22 protein-coding genes, 1 tRNA gene and 1 pseudogene are annotated in these 17,517 nt (G+C 36.5%); 15 read left to right on the forward strand and 9 right to left on the reverse strand.

Annotation, left to right across the window (positions count from 1 at the left end; translation table 11 throughout):
* Positions 1–93 precede the first annotated feature (93 nt).
* The gene (locus K8L98_RS06815) at positions 94–336 is read left to right on the forward strand and encodes a WGxxGxxG family protein (RefSeq protein WP_223440644.1); all 243 of its coding nucleotides are present in this window, start codon (positions 94–96) and stop codon (positions 334–336) included.
* A 60-nt stretch (positions 337–396) separates the two neighbouring features.
* Here the strand turns inward: K8L98_RS06815 and K8L98_RS06820 are convergent, their stop codons facing one another.
* From K8L98_RS06820 to K8L98_RS06830, 3 genes are all read right to left on the reverse strand, one after another.
* Positions 397–1,536 (reverse strand): zinc-dependent alcohol dehydrogenase, encoded by a 1,140-nt coding sequence (locus K8L98_RS06820; RefSeq protein ID WP_223440646.1) that lies wholly within the window; start codon positions 1,534–1,536, stop codon positions 397–399.
* Between the two features lie 187 nt (positions 1,537–1,723).
* Positions 1,724–2,059 (reverse strand): ArsR/SmtB family transcription factor, encoded by a 336-nt coding sequence (locus K8L98_RS06825; protein ID WP_223440649.1) that lies wholly within the window; start codon positions 2,057–2,059, stop codon positions 1,724–1,726.
* Positions 2,059–2,484 (reverse strand): SRPBCC family protein, encoded by a 426-nt coding sequence (locus K8L98_RS06830; protein WP_420828831.1) that lies wholly within the window; start codon positions 2,482–2,484, stop codon positions 2,059–2,061. Before K8L98_RS06830 ends, K8L98_RS06825 begins: the two co-directional genes overlap by 1 nt.
* Before the next feature lie 240 nt (positions 2,485–2,724).
* Here K8L98_RS06830 and K8L98_RS26805 point away from each other — a divergent pair, with 240 nt between their 5' ends.
* From K8L98_RS26805 to K8L98_RS06880, 11 genes and pseudogenes are all read left to right on the forward strand, one after another.
* Entirely contained in the window at positions 2,725–2,868 is a 144-nt protein-coding gene (locus tag K8L98_RS26805) for an aminoglycoside adenylyltransferase domain-containing protein (RefSeq protein WP_223440652.1), read from the forward strand.
* Positions 2,869–3,468: 600 nt separating this feature from the next.
* Entirely contained in the window at positions 3,469–4,449 is a 981-nt protein-coding gene (locus K8L98_RS06835) for a TAXI family TRAP transporter solute-binding subunit (protein ID WP_420828832.1), read from the forward strand.
* Between the two features lie 62 nt (positions 4,450–4,511).
* Positions 4,512–5,021 carry a DUF1850 domain-containing protein gene (locus K8L98_RS06840; protein WP_223440654.1) on the forward strand — a complete coding sequence of 170 codons (510 nt, stop codon included), beginning with the start codon at positions 4,512–4,514 and terminating at the stop codon, positions 5,019–5,021.
* The gene (locus K8L98_RS06845; RefSeq protein ID WP_223440656.1) at positions 5,011–6,978 is read left to right on the forward strand and encodes a TRAP transporter permease; all 1,968 of its coding nucleotides are present in this window, start codon (positions 5,011–5,013) and stop codon (positions 6,976–6,978) included. Before K8L98_RS06840 ends, K8L98_RS06845 begins: the two co-directional genes overlap by 11 nt.
* 419 nt (positions 6,979–7,397) lie before the next feature.
* Positions 7,398–7,469: transfer RNA gene (locus K8L98_RS06850), tRNA-Val, on the forward strand.
* A 117-nt stretch (positions 7,470–7,586) separates the two neighbouring features.
* Positions 7,587–8,500: pseudogene (locus K8L98_RS06855) on the forward strand (tyrosine-type recombinase/integrase).
* A 47-nt stretch (positions 8,501–8,547) separates the two neighbouring features.
* Complete coding sequence (locus tag K8L98_RS06860; RefSeq protein ID WP_223440658.1) at positions 8,548–8,745, forward strand: hypothetical protein; 198 nt, start codon at positions 8,548–8,550, stop codon at positions 8,743–8,745.
* Positions 8,746–8,972: 227 nt separating this feature from the next.
* A complete protein-coding gene (locus K8L98_RS06865) occupies positions 8,973–9,770 on the forward strand; it encodes a hypothetical protein (RefSeq protein WP_223440659.1) in 798 nt (265 codons plus the stop codon).
* Positions 9,771–9,862: 92 nt separating this feature from the next.
* A complete protein-coding gene (locus K8L98_RS06870; RefSeq protein ID WP_223440661.1) occupies positions 9,863–10,312 on the forward strand; it encodes a hypothetical protein in 450 nt (149 codons plus the stop codon).
* A gap of 17 nt (positions 10,313–10,329) precedes the next feature.
* On the forward strand, positions 10,330–11,004 hold the full coding sequence (locus K8L98_RS06875) for a hypothetical protein (protein ID WP_223440663.1): 675 nt from the start codon (positions 10,330–10,332) through the stop codon (positions 11,002–11,004).
* Positions 11,005–11,067: 63 nt separating this feature from the next.
* Positions 11,068–11,451, forward strand: a complete 384-nt coding sequence (locus K8L98_RS06880; protein ID WP_223440665.1) for a hypothetical protein — start codon at positions 11,068–11,070, stop codon at positions 11,449–11,451.
* Positions 11,452–11,474: 23 nt separating this feature from the next.
* Here K8L98_RS06880 and K8L98_RS06885 read toward each other — a convergent pair whose 3' ends face one another.
* The 5 genes from K8L98_RS06885 to K8L98_RS06905 all read right to left on the reverse strand — a co-directional run bounded on the left by K8L98_RS06885 (position 11,475) and on the right by K8L98_RS06905 (position 14,855).
* A complete protein-coding gene (locus tag K8L98_RS06885) occupies positions 11,475–12,077 on the reverse strand; it encodes a hypothetical protein (protein WP_223440667.1) in 603 nt (200 codons plus the stop codon).
* A gap of 239 nt (positions 12,078–12,316) precedes the next feature.
* Positions 12,317–12,553, reverse strand: coding sequence for a hypothetical protein (locus tag K8L98_RS06890; protein ID WP_223440669.1), 237 nt, complete (start codon positions 12,551–12,553; stop codon positions 12,317–12,319).
* Positions 12,554–12,586: 33 nt separating this feature from the next.
* Complete coding sequence (locus K8L98_RS06895; RefSeq protein ID WP_223440671.1) at positions 12,587–13,315, reverse strand: sigma-70 RNA polymerase sigma factor region 4 domain-containing protein; 729 nt, start codon at positions 13,313–13,315, stop codon at positions 12,587–12,589.
* A 479-nt stretch (positions 13,316–13,794) separates the two neighbouring features.
* Entirely contained in the window at positions 13,795–14,061 is a 267-nt protein-coding gene (locus K8L98_RS06900) for a DEAD/DEAH box helicase family protein (protein ID WP_223440673.1), read from the reverse strand.
* Between the two features lie 230 nt (positions 14,062–14,291).
* Positions 14,292–14,855 (reverse strand): recombinase family protein, encoded by a 564-nt coding sequence (locus tag K8L98_RS06905; RefSeq protein WP_223440675.1) that lies wholly within the window; start codon positions 14,853–14,855, stop codon positions 14,292–14,294.
* Positions 14,856–15,093: 238 nt separating this feature from the next.
* Between K8L98_RS06905 and K8L98_RS06910 the strand changes: the two genes are divergently transcribed.
* A complete protein-coding gene (locus K8L98_RS06910; RefSeq protein WP_223440677.1) occupies positions 15,094–16,089 on the forward strand; it encodes a hypothetical protein in 996 nt (331 codons plus the stop codon).
* A 177-nt stretch (positions 16,090–16,266) separates the two neighbouring features.
* Here the strand turns inward: K8L98_RS06910 and K8L98_RS06915 are convergent, their stop codons facing one another.
* Positions 16,267–16,467 carry a hypothetical protein gene (locus K8L98_RS06915; protein ID WP_223440679.1) on the reverse strand — a complete coding sequence of 67 codons (201 nt, stop codon included), beginning with the start codon at positions 16,465–16,467 and terminating at the stop codon, positions 16,267–16,269.
* A gap of 319 nt (positions 16,468–16,786) precedes the next feature.
* Between K8L98_RS06915 and K8L98_RS06920 the strand changes: the two genes are divergently transcribed.
* Together K8L98_RS06920 and K8L98_RS06925 are read left to right on the forward strand one after the other, a co-directional pair.
* Entirely contained in the window at positions 16,787–17,038 is a 252-nt protein-coding gene (locus K8L98_RS06920) for a helix-turn-helix domain-containing protein (RefSeq protein WP_223440681.1), read from the forward strand.
* On the forward strand, positions 17,038–17,517 hold the full coding sequence (locus K8L98_RS06925; RefSeq protein WP_223440683.1) for a phBC6A51 family helix-turn-helix protein: 480 nt from the start codon (positions 17,038–17,040) through the stop codon (positions 17,515–17,517). The genes K8L98_RS06920 and K8L98_RS06925 overlap by 1 nt, the downstream gene beginning before the upstream one ends.

Below are 17,517 nucleotides of genomic sequence, written 5' to 3' on the forward strand. Positions count from 1 at the left end.
AATTGATACGGTTTTATGAATATAAAATGAAGAATAAAAAATTCTTGTTTGAAGAGAATAAAAAACGTACTAATAAAAAATGGAGGTTTTCTCATGAAGAAAAATGTAATGATGATCCTATGTTCAATGGTTATCGCAGTTATGGTGTCTGGTGCAGGCGTTTATGCAGAAAATAACGACAATGACAGAAACGATAATATAGGCACAAGAAATGTAAATACAGAAACTGCCGCTGCAGCTGACGATGACGATGATACGGACATGGGATGGATTGGTTTATTAGGTTTAGCAGGGCTGTTAGGTCTTAGAAGAAAAGATAGAGATCGCAGGGATTAAGCTAACTGCAGACATATAAAAGCATGCGGCAAAAATGCCGCATGCTTTTTCTTTATGAATTTATGGCTTTAAAACAACCTTCACACAGTCATCTTCATGATCATTAAAAATTTTGTAAGCTTCACTGGCTTTGCTTAAAGGAACTTTGTGAGTGACAATTTCAGTTGGATCCAATTTTCCTGATGTAATCATATCAAATAGCATTGGCATGTAATGAATAACAGGTGCCTGGCCCATTTTAAGATTGATGTTCCGTTCAAAAATATTGCCAAGCGGGAACATGTTGTATTTTGAACCATATACACCTGTCAGCTGAATGGTCCCGAACTTTCTGACAGCATTCATCGCAATTTCAAACGGGCTTAGAGTTCCGCCTTGCAGCTTCAGCTTTTGGCCAATTTCTTCAAGTGCTGACTTTTTCCCGTCCATTCCGACACAATCGATCACGGCATCTGCTCCGCCGCTTGTCAGTTCTTTAATATGAGAACCTGTATCTTTAAAATCTTCAAAATTGATAATTTCAACATTGTTCATTCTTTTTGCCCGTTCTAATCTGTAAGGAAGATTATCAACGGCAATGACCCGTTTAGCGCCCTTCATCCAGGCGAATTTTTGAGCCATTAACCCTACTGGTCCACAGCCAAGCACCACTACAGTATCATCACTTTTTACGTTGGCATTTTCAATGCTCCAATACGCAGTAGGCAATACATCTGACATAAACAGCAAGGCTTCATCCTCAAGCTCGACAGGTTCAGGAATGACAAACGGCATGAAATTTCCAAACGGCACTCTTAAGTATTCAGCCTGCCCGCCAGGGTGATTCCCATACCTCTCTGTAAATCCAAAGTAACCGCCTGTATCAATTTCCGGATTGGAATTTGAATTATCACACTGGCTTTCAAGGTCGTGTTTGCAATAGAAGCAGCTTCCGCAGGAAATATTAAATGGGATGACAACTCTGTCGCCTTTTTTAACTTTTGTTACTTCTGGTCCGACTTCCTCTACAATCCCCATCGGTTCATGGCCAACTACATAGTCTTTTTCAGCAGGAAGGGCTCCTTGGTAAATATGTAAATCTGATCCGCAAATGGCCGTTGAGGTAATTTTGACAATGATATCGTCCTTTTTCTGAAGCACGGCATCCGGAACTTCCTTCACTTCCATTTCCTTCATTCCCTGAAATGTGACAGCTTTCAATTTAACAACCTCCTGTATAGTGATAGTTTTGATATACCCGCTGAAAGATAGAATAAAATGAAAAAAGAGAAAAATGAGTCTTTCGTCTGCCTTTTTTACGTGGTTCTTTCTCAGTATTTGATAATTCTTCTTGAAATATAAAAAAAGAACAGCGTCCCTTATAAAAGGACGCTGTTCAAATAGTATTTCATTTCTCGTTTTCATTGGGTTCCTCAACAAGATGCTTCAGCATAGACAGCTTGTTATTCCAGAATTGCTCGTAATAGGAAAGCCATTCATGTAATTCCGCAAGCGGCTCCGGATGAAGCCTGTACCTTTTTTCTCTTCCTGTTTTTCTTCCGCTTACAAGTTCAGCCTCGGAAAGAATGTGAAGATGTTTGGCAATCGCTGTTCGGGTTACTCGAAAATGGCTTGTGATTTCTGAGATCGGCATCTCTTTTTCTGCAAGCAGCTTTAACACTTCTCGTCGCGTTGGGTCAGCGATAGCCTGAAAAACATCATATTTTTGTGCAGAAGATGACACTAGTTTCCAACAACCTCTCCCAGGCGTTCGATAATCTTTATCCAGCCATGATTCATGCGGTCACGAATGACAGAGGCTTTTTCATTGGCTTTTGGCAGAATCGTGTCTGGTTGCTTCCAGCCGCCATGGATAAGGGTAAACTCCGTTTTACCATCCATTTCTTTCAATAGGAAAGTGACGATCCAGCCATCTGTATCCCATGTGAATGAAAGCCGGTGAGGGGGCTCCAGTTGGATCACTTTACATGGTGACGGGCCGAACGGAGATTGCAAGTGAAATTCATGCCCAACTTCGGGCTGAAAATCATTGGGCATAAACCATGCGGCAATTCCTTCAGAGGTGGAAACGGCATCCCATACTTTTTCAATGGGAGCGTTGTAGACAACGGTCTGTGTAATGTCCTGCAAATTAGTTTGATTCATCATGTATTCTCCTTATCATAAATATAAAACCAAATGGTTTCGCATTTGATTATATAAAACCATTTGGTTTCATGTCAATGAATTTATTTTGTCAAAGTAAATAAAAACCATACCGTATAATCGAATAAAACGGAGGATTTGAGATGATCAGTCTGCAACGTAAAATACCAAATGATTTACAGAATTTCATTGCTTACTTTACCCGAAACTTGGTCAATGAATTCGGCGATATTATCAGCGGAAATGGCTGAATTTACAATTCTGAATCTATGCAGAATCATCTGTTCTTTAGAAACAAAGGAAATCGTTTCAAAAATAGAAGCTGCTGAACGACTTCTCCTTAAACTCCCAGAAAAGTGGCACCGAATAATGAAAGAAGAATCATAATAAAAAATCAAGAAGAATCTTTATACAAGAATCGTCTGCATAGAGCAATTGACTGCCAAGGTTTTTTAAAATATGCCATTGAATACTGTCAGCTTCATTATTTTAGGGAGCAAAAATAGGTCTGTGTTCGTACTAAGGCTTATTTAATTTCTGTACTTACTGGAGAGAATCTACCCAAACCCCATAGGGAAAAACTCATCAAAAAGGTGATTCCCGCACACTGCCAGAACAAATCTTCATGCATTTTGCTATCGCAGCATCTTCAGTCATAGGAATATGGAAACGAAGGATCTATTCTGGGTGTATTAAGCTCAGCATAAGAAATAGGAAACCCGAGATATAAAGGGAAGGCATGTTGCAATTCCTCAGGAGACGTTATTTAATTCGCTACCTGCAAATTGAGAAATCCACACTAATAAGGCTGAATAAATAAAAAAGAGTAGGTCTAATTTTAGATGCTTCATTTAGAAGCGCCTCCAATAGTGTGGGATTAGTTATATTTGAAATATTAAGAATAGATTGACAATTATCTTCAAACATATGGTAATATAAAAAAGTGGAAATATTACAATTAAATGACAAAAAGGGGGAATTTTACTAGTGAGAATGAGTAAAAGTTTATTTGTAGTGATGCTGCTTGCTCTTATCATGATTATTTCTGCATGTGGCGGAAACGATGCAACATCGGGTTCCGGCGGTGGCTCTGGGCCAAAAACGCTGCGGATTTTAACAGGCGGAACGGGTGGTACATATTACCCTCTTGGCGGATCGTTTGGAGATATTATTACTGATAGCACAGATTACAAGGCAACTGTTCAGTCATCAGGAGCTTCTGTAGAAAACATGCAAACTTTAAAAAGCGGAGACGCTGAAATAGCATTCTCTCAGACAGATATTGCGACATATGCTTTAAAAGGGGAAAGTATGTTTAAAGATAACAAGATTGATAACGTGCTTGGACTTGGCACGCTATATAACGAAACAGTTCAATTAATTACTACGGAAAAAAGCGGAATTAAATCTGTTGCAGATCTAAAAGGAAAAAAGGTTTCCGTTGGAGCGATCGGTTCCGGTGCTTATCTAAATGCTACTCAAGTTCTTGAAGTTCATGGTTTGACAGTGGATGATATTCAGGCACAAAATCTGTCATTTGATGAGTCAACAGAAGGAATTCAAGGCGGAAGCATTGATGCAGCATTTGTAACAGCCGGAACACCGACTGCGGCAGTTGAAACCCTTTCAGCTCAAAACGAAGTCGTTGTTGTTCCTCTTGAAGCTGACAAAGTGAAAGAGCTTATCGAAAAATATCCTTTCTACTCAGAGGAGGTTATTCCAAACGGCACATACAAGATTGGTGAAGACGTTCATACAGTAGCTGTTAAAGCGATGCTTGTTGTTCAAGATGAGCTTGATGAGAATCTCGTATATGACATCACAAAATCAATTTTTGAAAACACAGATAAAATCGCTCATGCAAAAGGAAAATTAATCAAAGCAGATACTGCACTTGAAGGAATCGGTGACTTAAAGCTGCATCCGGGTGCAGAGAAATATTTCAAAGAAAAAGGCGTATTGAAATAATGGTTTAAGGGATAGGCCGCAGCGAAACTGCGGTCTATCGCTTAATTTTGGAGGAAAGTGGGATGAAAAAAAAGCTAATATACGTTTTCATGCTTTTCATCACTATTCTTTTCATCCTTTTTATCCCGTTTAAGAATACCGTAGCTTTTCATTACGAAGACACCAGCAAATTATTGGCTTACCTATCTGTTAAAGATATGGACACTTTTCAAATAAAGTACACACATTCCATTCATCTGACAGATGTCATTGAAACGTATGAATTATCGAATAAGCAAATCAAACAAATAGAGCTTTCATATGACACGTTTGCAGTAGGCATGCCTTCAGGACCTGAGGGAGATGAGATTTTTGAGAGAAAGGGTGGCCAATATATCATGTCAAATATGAACCGGACATTCCCGTTTATTGATCTCAGCACTGGACAGGTAGTAGCCAATCATAGAGTGGTTTCTAAAGGTCAAGAATATGAATTGAAAAAGTATATAAAACCTGGTACCTGGGTCAGAATCAGCTATGAAACTATGAATCTTTTTCAGCTTATGAGAGGAGTGAAAATGAATGAAAGATGAAGAAGTTAAATTTTTATCACTTGAAGAACAACAGGAAATTCTTGAAAAGTACGATCCGGAAGCTGCAACAAGAAAGCTCACAGGAATCATGGGATGGATTGCTTTCCTCGGTTTGCTCTCATTCTCCATTTTTCAATTGTACACAGCTATTTTTTCCGTTTTTACTGCTCAAATTCAGCGTTCCGTTCATTTAGGATTTGCATTGGCGCTAATTTTTCTATTATTCCCTTTAAGTAAGAAAAAGAAAGAAACTGGCAAGTGGCAAGTTGGCTGGTACGATATCGTGCTTGCTCTTCTCAGTATTGCTGTAGGTGCATATTGGCCGCTTTTTATGGAAGATATCGCAATGCGGGTTGGAATCCTAACGACAACTGACTTTGCAATTGGAATTATAGCAATTCTGCTAGTACTCGAAGCAACAAGAAGAGCAGTTGGGCTTCCTATTACCATTATTGCGGTTATTTTTATGCTTTACGGAATTTTCGGACAATATATGCCGGGATTTCTTCAGCATGGGGGCTTGAGTCTTGAGCGATTGGTACAGACAATGTTTTTCACAACAGAAGGTATCTTAGGAACTCCGCTTGGGGTTTCGGCAACATTTATTTTCTTGTTTCTGCTATTCGGTTCGTTCTTAATTCAAACTGGTGTAGGCCAATATTTTAATGATCTATCAGCTGTAATCGCTGGAAAAAGAGTAGGCGGACCGGCTAAAGTAGCTATTTTTTCAAGTGCCCTGCAAGGCACAATAAGCGGAAGCTCAGTTGCGAACGTTGTAACCTCTGGGGCATTCACCATTCCTATGATGAAAAAATTAGGATATAAAAAGGATTTTGCGGGTGCTGTTGAAGCCGCATCTTCAACTGGTGGACAATTAATGCCGCCAATCATGGGAGCCGCTGCTTTCTTGATGGTCGAGTTTATTGGAAATGGCATCACTTACTGGGACATTGCAAAGGCTGCAGCTATTCCAGCTATCCTTTATTTCACTGGCATCTGGATCATGACACATTTTGAAGCGAAACGATTAGGACTGCGGGGACTAACAGAAGAAGAAATGCCTAATCGTAAAGAAGTCGCGAAGAAAATCTACCTTTTGCTTCCGATTTTAGCGATTATCATCTTGTTAATGACAGGTATTCCAGTTATGCATGCTGCACTTTATTCCATTTTAATCGCCATCGTAGCCGGATTTATAAATAAAGAAACAAGAATGGGTCCCAAAGCTATCATTTTAGCATTGGTAGATGGGGCGAGAACAGCTTTGTCTGTAGCGGCGGCCACTGCAGCTGCTGGTATTATTGTTGGGATAGTAACGAAAACAGGACTTGGGCTAACATTGGCAAATGGATTAATTGACCTTGCACAGGGCTACATTATTCCAACGCTGATTTTCACAATGATCGCATCTTTAATCTTGGGAATGGGATCACCAACAACGGCAAACTATGTCATCACATCAACCATAGCAGCTCCTGTTATCATTTTCCTGGGCTATCCGGATTTAGCTGCACATCTCTTTGTTTTCTATTTTGGAATCATTGCGGATATTACACCGCCGGTGGCACTTGCAGCTTTTGCTGCTGCTGGAGTATCCGGAGGAGAGCCTATTCGTACAGGGATACAATCGTCGAAGCTTGCTATCGCAGCATTTATCATTCCATACATCTTTGTTCTTTCTCCAGAAATGCTATTAATCGATACAACAGTCCCAGAAGTCATTTGGGTTGTATTTACAGCTGTGACGGGAATGATTGCAATTGGAGCTGGAATCATAGGCTATTGGATGAGACCTATGAACTGGATAGAACGAGTACTGGCTATCATTGCAGGCTTGCTTTTAATCTATCCAGAGGGAATTTCAGATGTTGCCGGTCTAATTATGTTTGCAGGATTGTTTGCTGCACAGTTCTTTATGAATAGAGATAAAGATCAGAAAATCGTACAGCAGGCATAATTACCTGATGAAGCATGAAAATCAACTTGATTTTCATGCTTTTTGTAAACATCAAACTCAGACGATATCTAGGTATTTCGTCGATTATTGTCCGGGAAATGAGTCGAATGGAATTATTGATTTTATGGTAAAATATTCTTTATATTCCAATGATTGATCTTTCGGTCACTCCCTGATCTTGCAAAATCTAAGGCCTGAACAACTTTTTGCTTGAATCGCTTCTTTCAGCGGTGCTTTACCGATAAAACAATACGGATACGCATAATCCGAATAGATTTAACCGTCATCTTTGTTCCTTCACCATGTGATAAGCCTATTGTAGCAGACAAAAAGAAGCGGAGAAGAGCACGAATAATTTTTATTGACATTGCGTACGCAGCCTCATATAATAGAGTTTGTCAGCAACACCTACATACTGCGACTTGTTAGCTCAGTGGGAGAGCACTTCCTTGACAGGGAAGGGGTCGGGGGTTCGAATCCCTCACAGGTCATATACCTAGTCGTATCAAGGGTTTCAAACGCTTTGAAATCGTATAAAATGTTGTGGTCGGTGCTTTACCGTCATGACTATTTTTGAACCACTTCTCAAATTATTGGGGGTGGTTTTTTTGTTGTTGAAATTTGCAGTTCAAGACTTTATTGATGATAGGGAATATAAGAATGTTACCTCAAGCACGTTAGAAGGTTACAGAATTATGTTGAAGCAGTTTGAAGAATACTGTTCTTCGCAAGAATTATTGAACGTTGAAGATATTACTGCAATCACTATTAAGAAATACATCATCTTCTGTCAAAAGCGTGGGAATAATGCCACCACTACTAATTCAAAGCTTCAACGTATTCGGGCCTTGTTAAATTACATGGTGGAATGTGAAGTTATCGAAAAAAATCCAGCCAAGAAGATTCAAAAGGCAAGAGAAGATACACGCATAGATGTATTCACCGATTATCACATCAAACAAATGCTGAACTATTATAGGAGAATTAAACAACGTGAGAAAGCTTTCTATGCGTACAGGGACTATCAAATAATAGTGACGCTGATAGGGACAGGTTTGAGATTATCAGAATTATGTTCCTTGAAATGGTCTGATATTAACTTTGAACAACAAACCATGTCAATCTTCGGTAAAAACCGTAAACGAGAAACTATTCCAGTAACTGAAAAATGTATGAAAGAACTAGCTGCTTATAAGGTTTATTGCCAACAAGTGTTTAACGCCAAATTGAGTGAATTTGTCTTTACCAACAAAGATAATCAAATATTGACACCAAACGCAGTTCAAAACGTGTTCAAACGCCTTTCAAAGATAATGAATTTTCGTGATGTGCGTTTGTCTAGCCATACATTCAGACACACATTCTGCCAAAGGTGTATTCAATCAGGTATGAGTACTTTTGCAGTTCAACGGCTAATGCGACATTCTTCAATAATTGTTACGGAACGCTATGCAGCTATGTGGGGAATGACCTGAAGGAACAGAACGATAGATTTAACCCGCTAAATTCAATAGATATATAGTTATATGTTTTTATGGATTGTAATTATATCAGAAAGGATGTTTTGCAATGGTGCAGGAACAACTACCAAACATTGATGAAATGAAGGCTGAAGATGCAATTTTATGGTACTTGAAAGAGATAAACGAAGTGTACAGCACGAAGCACAGGGTTGCAGGAACTTTTTCAGATGATTACAAGTCAGCACTTCTTGCCTGGAAAAAAGAATTGAATCTGAAATGTAACGTTATCAGGCAGCAGTTTTAAGCAAAAGAAAAAGGAAGTGTGCTACGAACACGCTTCCCTAAAACATACATATATACGTTTAACCGTACAGCAGTAAAGATTCCGCACTACCAAATACAGAAAACTGAATAGCCGTACAATTACTTTCATTTTATCGAAAAAATTCGATGTGTGCAAGCTTCTTCAGTGATGCCTTTTTTCTGAAAGCAAGGTGCGGTTGTTCTGTATAAAGACTGGGGAAAGCAACCATGCAATCAGGTAACATTGCCAACTATAAAGAACTTTCAAACTTCAGGGATATTAATGATTTTAACAACCACTTTGAACAGTGGATGCTTGATGTTAAGAAGCAATTTACAAAGTCAGAACTAGTCGCACTCAAAAGGCTTATTCGTTTTTCCGCAAAGGTTGCTGGTGTTTGCAATGCAAAGATAGGTACAATCACTAAAGCTACACACGAACTTGACGGTCTTGGTATCAGCCGTAGCACGTTCAAACGTATGGTGTCTAAAGCAAAGGATTTAGGCCTATTAACAGTGCATGAGACTGTACGTAAGAACGGCAGTAAATCCAGCAATGTTTACGTGTTTAACCGTTTCCAAGTTTCTTCAATACCAGCTTCTGAACCATCCAATGTTGAAAAATTGAACCAACCACAAACAGACAACCTTCTTCAAACTACCAAACAAGATATTAAAGATATACGTAAGGACGAACTGATTCTTTCGCAAAAGGAAGAATTGAATTTAGATGCTACCTTCACAAGTGAAAAAGTTCCCGCTGCCTTCACTGACTTTGTAAAGTGCTTCTACAATGATGCGAAAGTGATTGAAGAATACTATAAGCTTGTTACTATTTCAGCCAGGAAGCACAAAGTCATAGAAGGCATCACAGACATCGCTATCAAGGCGTTTAAGGCTTTGGTACGCAAGGTGAAGTTCAGCACCGTAACAAGCACTTATGGCTTGTATTGGGGCATTCTGAATAAGAAGTTTAAAGCTGTCCATCTGAAGGAAATGTTTAATACATGGTGGGAAAGAGTGTAATGTCATAGGAAAAAAATCTCAACACTTTGAAAATTTTGGTATATAATTAAATTGAGTTATTTACTAGCATTCTTAAAAGGGGTGTCAAAAAGGTGAGTGAAATCAAAGTTGGGGATTTTCTGAAGGATATTAAGTTCCCTTCACAAAATATTTTCAGTGACATTATAGCTTCAGAAAAAAGTAGGCTTAATGATTCATTTAAGGATATAAATAAAAATCGAGAACTTTTAGCCGCTAAACAACAAGCAAAAGAACAACGTGAAATTCAGCTGAATCAAATGATACAGCAGATTGTTGAAAACACCGCCTACCTTCCTGAAATGGTCGGACTGGTGCGAAAGAATAATGAAGTGAATGAAGAAATGCTGGCACTATTTCAGGAAATGACAGAAGTAATGAAAGCACAAACACCTGAAGAAGCTGAAGGTATTATAAAAAATGTGGTTACAAAAGCAATGGAAACAAATGATGCATTGGATGCTGCTTCAGGGTTAATGAATTATGGGAAGCTTTTACTCAAGTTGATGTTTCCTGAAGGATAAATAGGAAGGAGAAAGTGATGGAGACAATAGAGTATGGGAGATTAGATGTTACAAATGACAATAGGGAATACACTACTAATATACGGAGATTTCCGGATTATTGTCCTATATGTAATAAAATTCAAGAACCAAAATTAGTAGATGCCTATCTGATTAGTTCTAATTTCCTTGAATTAATATTTAAGTGTACTAACCGTGATTGCAACCAGCTTTTTTTAAGTAAGTCGTATGATAATGGATATGGTTTCACTATTAGTGATAGCTTTCCTAAAACCGCTATCAAAATTAAATTCGATGAAGTGATAGAGAACCTATCACCTTTATTTGTGGAAATATATAATCAAGCAAATTCTGCTGAAGCCCTTGATTTAAAGCACGTTGCAGGAATGGGATACAGGAAATCACTTGAATTTCTTGTGAAGGATTATCTGATAAACTTCAAAAATCACGACGAAGAAACCATTAAGAAAACATTTCTAGGTGCGTGTATAAAAAACTTTCTTTCTGACAACGTAAAACAGGTTGCTGAACGTGCAACTTGGTTAGGTAATGACGAAACGCATTATCATAGAATATGGGAAAATAAAGACATTGAAGATTTAAAAAAGCTTATTCAACTTACAAATTATCATATCTCTTCGGAAATTGAGACTGCAAGATACCTTGAAGATATGGTCAATCCAAAACGATAGTGTCTTTTGAAGTTTTGTGAAAAGAACCTTGACCGAATTGACGTACTAGAAAAGGTGAAGGGGTTGCTTCTGCTTCCAGCACTGGAAATGGCTACTGTAAAACAAGTTGCAGAATTTTACGGTGTTAGTCGTGCGGTAATTTCAATGCTGATAACAAACAACAAGGAAGAACTACTTTCAGATGGATACCACACGTTAAGGGGAAAGGAACTGGTATATAAATTTAATTTGCACACCAGTTCAGGAAACGGTTATATGACTTTAGATAACGGTATGCAGATTGCTTACGCACCAAACGGAATTTTCCCTAAACGTGCCATTTTACGTGTTGGTATGCTTTTGCGAGATTCAGAAGTTGCAAAAGAGGTACGAACGCAATTGTTGAACATAGAAGAAAAGGCTTCTGAAATAGAAAAAAGCACCCTGATTTATCAAGGTGCTTTTTAGTTTATACAAGATTAAATCGAAAGTTATTTAATAAACCTTAATAAAACAGAGTTCATCCAACCGTAACCATACATTTTCAGTTGAGTGTCTAACTCAACTGATTGTATTTTCAAGTGTAATCTAAAATCTTCTTGTGAAATTTCATTTTTATTGTATAGCTGGACCATATTGAGTAAATTTAACAAATATTCACGTTGTTTATTATTAAAGGAAACCCCTGAATCATGTATATAAGCTTTTGCTTTTACTATATCTTCTTCAGGGAACTTTTTCTTGAATTCTGCATAAAGCTGAATCTTGTCATTTATATTTTTTGTTATCGTTAAAGCATCCGTATCAATAGAATCCATTAATTTAAATGTCACAAGCAGTACAAGCTGGTAAAGGGTATAAGAAAAAACAAAATTTCTAAATACTGCTAGTAATGTTGAATCTCCTCCTGTAGTTTCGCTACCACTTAATAACCATGTAATAATGGTTGTTACAGTCAAAATTTCAATTAAATAAAGAAGTATGTGTGTTATGGTATGCCCGAATGTCGAAGGTTTCATTTTTCTGAATAAGACATTCAAAATTAAACACAAAACCAATGATGCTACTACTATTAGTGCGTAAGTATAAATCATATAAAGTCCTCCATTTTCTTACGACATACTTTCTTCATCTAAGGACTATTTCCTGCACAAACTTCAAATTTAAAGAGTACGGCTTTTTGCAGCTAACCTTGAAGCGGTATCATTGAAATGACCAAGCAAAGCTTCACCAGGTGCTTTGTTACTTCTCCACACAAAAAGCAGCTTGATTTATTTCGGGATGATTTTTACTTTAATGGGTCTTCATGGTAATTCACTTATGTCATGTCGGTTTAAACTTCATCAGTAAATAATTTATGAACTTTTCTTGGATGCTTCGCCATGTAGTACATAAACGCAGCATAGCAATCTTTCCTGCTTTTACCGTTCACAATGCTTTTAATTGTTGATTTGGACACTGGAAACATTTCTTCTAATTGATGGGGAAGTAACCCTTTAACTTTGTTCAAGTAAAGCATTCTATAAACTTCTCTATCCGTTAATTTCACATTGTAAATACTACTTTTCATTTCAAAAACCCCCTTTATCAAGATTGAATTCTTTTATGTAAGTCTTAAATCAGACATTTTGATTCTTAATTTGTCCAGTAGGCGTTTTGCCTTTTGCCTATGCTTTAGTTTCAGTTTTGAACATATTACTTCAAGAGTTACTTCTTCCACGTTATCAGCTTTTTGGAAAACCATATAAACAGCAAATTCTTTCTCTGATAATGATGCAACTACTATTTCTATTGAGTCACGTAAAATAACAGTATCTTCAACACTAAAACTATCAACCTCTTCGCTGAACAAATAAGGAACTGCTTCATGGTGTGCTTTGTGTTTATAACTGATTCTATCCCTTGTCAAGCCTTCTTTTCTTAACAAATCGATACAAGCATGTTTAATATTTTTCTTTAAGTGATGGTATAGCCAGTAATTGCTTTGATAGTTGTACCTGGTAATGGTTTCCCATGCTTTTTCGTACGATACTGAAAGAAAATCGTCAAGTGAAACACGAGAGTGTTTTTTATATTGATTGTAAAAAGCACGTGAAAGTGAGAAAAGCAAATCGTATACGGGTTGATTCTCAGGACCACTATAAGAGAGTAAATCATCAATGGATAATGTTTTATTGAAGAAAAACTGAATATACATTTCTTCCATTGCTATAATGGCATCCTTATTTTTCGAAAAATGTATCTTTTCCAGCTTTACATTGTAGGTTTCCTGAATAGCATCAAGAAGCGTTACGGTTTTTACTAGTCTGTTTGATTGTGCTAATACTTGCATACTTAAACCCCCTTTCGTAGGTTTTTATTTTTTTTTAACTTTTTTAACTTTTCTTGTTACAAATAGAGATTTTTGTCGTTCATATTATATGTAATCAATTAAACAGGGATAAACAGTACTACACACCTATAACAACTAATACCAACAATAAAGACACATAAAAGAGAATTTATTTGTTAGTAAAAATATGCGTCACATATTCCAGGAAATTAATCTTGGAAATAGGTTAGAAGCTGGCAGTCTTTTTGTCATCTATTCCAATCATCATCTGTTAGTTCGTACAACCCTGAAACAATAAAATTAAAGAAAACAGACTAAGTATTGCATTAAGTGCAGCAATAGAAAGGAGTGGTATCTAAAACAACATGGACGATTTAATGAAGAAATTAAGCAAAACCTTGCGATGATGTAAGGAGAAAGGGTTGCCTTTTCAGAATGAAAAAGGTGAACCAGCATATAAGCCAGTCCACCGTTATGTATTATTTTGAATATCGTATAGGCACTTGCCTTTCTGCTAAACTTGCTTTGAAGAATAGCTTGTAGACCGTATCATTTCCTTCAGCTGTCATTTCATTTGATTCATATATAGCTGAAATTGTTCTATGTTCATCATCAAAGATAAAGCATTCTTCACCTTTACTTGCTTCAAAATCAGTTATCATCCATAGGCATTGCTTCTGTGATTCGTATCTGACTTCTTTTATTACTTGTTGGTTGTGATAGTTTATGAATTGTAGAATATACACCGTAACACCTCCTTTTGATACATATAATGGTAATATATAAATGAAAAGTAGGTATGTAGTTGATGTTTAAAAATAGTAAATTTGTGCTATTAGTGGGTATATGTTACAGAAATGTGTCAGGATATCAGGTTTTATAGCAGCGAAGAATGTTCAAAATAGACACAAAAAGCAGGTCTGGGGCGTAAAAGAAAAGAACTACCAATTATTTTCCGTAAAAAAGAACCAGCTGCTTACACCAGTTCTTTCAACTTTGCATATATAGTAGACCGCGGAACACCAGTGGCTTTAGCAATATCATTTACACTCAAACCGTTTTCTTTTCTATTGTGATACATTCCCAATGCTTTCTGTACTTGTTTTTCTTCCTGTCCTTTTCTACCCATATGTTTCCCTTGTGCCTTTGCACGTTCCCTTCCTTCAGCAGTTCTTTCATTGATAAGGTCTCGTTCAAATTCAGCAATTGACCCCAGCATATTAAACATTAACCTTCCTGCTGGTGTGCTGAAATCAATCTGTTCATGTATGAAAACCAAAGCGATACCACGTGATTCTAATTCTTTTACAATCTGATGTAAATGAAAGGTAGAACGTGCTAAACGGTCTATTTTATAAACGACTAACTTATCACCTTCACGTAAGTACTCCAATGTTTTCTTCAATTCTTTTCTATCTGATTTACTACCACTTTCTTTTTCCTTGAATATTTTATGACAGCCATACTTATTCAGTTCATCTATTTGTAAAGACAAGTCCTGTCCTTTTGTAGAAACACGTGCATATCCGATAACAGCCATTAATAATCCTTCTTTCATATTTTGTCTAAAAGTCCAAAAACTTATGTACAATCAATATTAGACTAACTTTTAGACGAAATCAAGCCGCAAATTTTATTAATTCTAATAGCTTGTTTGCGTTGTCTAAAACTTGTAACTATTAGACGAAATTACAAATAGTGATAAAAATGATTTATTTTTACAAAATAACCTATTAATGTATATAATAGGATAAAGTATCCATAGAGGAGTTGCACTCATGCCTATTAAATTACCTTGGAAAAAAAATTTGATGAAAGTTCCAAAGGAAGTAGAAAAAAAAATAAGTGAATTAAGGAAGGATACACAGTTTGTGTTTGTTGCAAGTGCTAAGGAAGTAAAGAAGAAAGATATTATTGATGGGGTTTATGCACATTTAGAAATGGAATATAACAAGGAACATGATAAGGTTGTATTTCCTACTAATATAGTTCCTAATTCTGAAGTGGGTAGATACTCATTTTATAATAGATATGGAAGGTCGGTTAAATTAAAAAAATTACCTAAGATAGATAAAACATATTCTAACGAAGTACCTATTTTCGGGGATTGGAGTAGGGGTTCTAATACTGTATCTTGGACAAGACAAGTTTTTCAACAAGAACATTGGATACCCCAGGAATTAGGTATTGAAATCTCATTGTTAAAGGAGAATGAAGAAACCTATTCCTTTAAATTTTTAATTGATAGACCCTTGAATACTAATAGTACACATTTCAACTCAGACTTACTTTACTATTGTAATATTCTTCAGGAAAACACGGGTGTATGTAGTATCTTTGAACCTGAAGCATCTGAATCAGATTATATTGATACTATCTTTGTAGAATGGGAGTTACTTCCACCAGGCGAAGATAATAAAGAAAAGAATATCAATTCTTTTGTTAAAAATCATAGAAATCCAAATCAGAAATTAAGAGATTTATATGCAGATAGAATTGAATTCTTTGAAAGCTTAAAACCTAAAAATTACATTAAAGGTTCAAATCAATTTAGTAGTTATTTTGGTGCATTACTAACTGATGAATGTGTAATATTAGAAAATGCAAATTACGGAAATGCAGTATATATATTCTTTGAAGATTGGAAGGAGTTAAGTAAGTTAAGTAGGACAGAATTATTAAGCAATTGGGATAAAGAATTTGAAAGAATAACACACAGAGGAAATTGGAAAAACAAAATTAATAATGTTCTTTGGAACAAAATGTCTGGCTGATTTCGCAATCAGGGGGTATAGGGTGGGCAGGGGTGAGAGAAACTCGAACTAACTGTTTCATAGAGATATACCCCAATTTTTAACATAGTTTATTTTCAGTTCTGATGTTGAAGGGGTATATCGGAGTTCCTAAAACCCTAAACTCAAAAACTGCTTCAGAATTTCTCAAGAAAATTTTTACTTGTCAAACCTTTCCAAAGTAGTTTTCAGGCTTTCTTTAATATTAGAAAGATTACCTTCCATTCGGTCAAGCCTAACATTAATTCTGTTAAATCCTTCATCCATTTTTATGAATCCTTCACCTATAAGCAAAGATAGTTTCTTCAATTCCTTCTCTATTTCAAGTAACAATTCGTATCCTTTATCTTCTTCAGTCATTAGTACCACCCTTTTCAGTGTATTTACATAAATTTTATCATAGAAATTTAAGTATGCGTTGGATTACGTCATACTTTTCTGGTTGCCGAAGCACCTATATATACAAGAAACTCGTAACAGAATCCTGAAATGATATACGGATTGAACTGGAATCTTGGTTTTAAAATTACACATTAATTGTGTAGTTCGGGAACGTTTTGGACTTATTTAACTTTGTTTTCCATCAGACAAAGGTAGAAGGTGTGGGTGCTGATTAATTTCAGTGCCTTTTTCTTTTGGCTATAAATTCAAAAAAATTGAAAGGAAAGGAATGGTATCAATGCAAAAAGATGTTTTACGAAACGTCCGATTACTTGCCGAAATGACGCAGCAGCAACTTGCGATAAAGACTGGTGTTCACCATACATTACTTTCGAAAATTGAATCAGGTAAAGTACCGTTACAACCAGTATTAGAACAAAAGATATTAAAAGCAGTCGGTGAAGCTGGTGTATCAGGAAATGACATTACCATGATTCATTCATTATTCGAATCTCGTAAGATGAACTCTTTCGCGAAAGGGGACAAGTAATGGAATTAACAACACATGAAAAAATGTTAGATGAAATTAAAGTACCGTCTTCATTATCCAGCCGTCAAATTGTGGTGGCGAAAGATTACACAAAAGAAAAGATGCTTGAAGGTTTCAATGTACAGGAATTTTGTAGTAAACATGGCTTGTCGTCGAAAACCTTTTATAACGAAGAATGGATGAAGAATCCTGTCTTTATTGACTACTTAGCACAATTGCAAGATGCCGTCATTCCTGATGACGAGAAGCAAGCCTATAACCGCATCAAACGTATTATTCTTGGCATCAGTTCAAAACAGAATCCAAGTATTAAAGAAATTGAACTGTTCCTTTCCACATTCAGCTACCTAGCAGAATCCGACAAACGCCAGCAAATGGAACGTCTTGGGTTATCACATAAATCAGCTGCACCAAGTGGGCCGGTTGATATTGAAGCAAGACGGACCGCACTGATTAAAAAACTTAGGGGGGAAGATTAA

Source organism: Metabacillus dongyingensis, assembly GCF_019933155.2.
Taxonomy (GTDB): Bacteria; Bacillota; Bacilli; order Bacillales; family Bacillaceae; genus Bacillus_P; species Bacillus_P dongyingensis.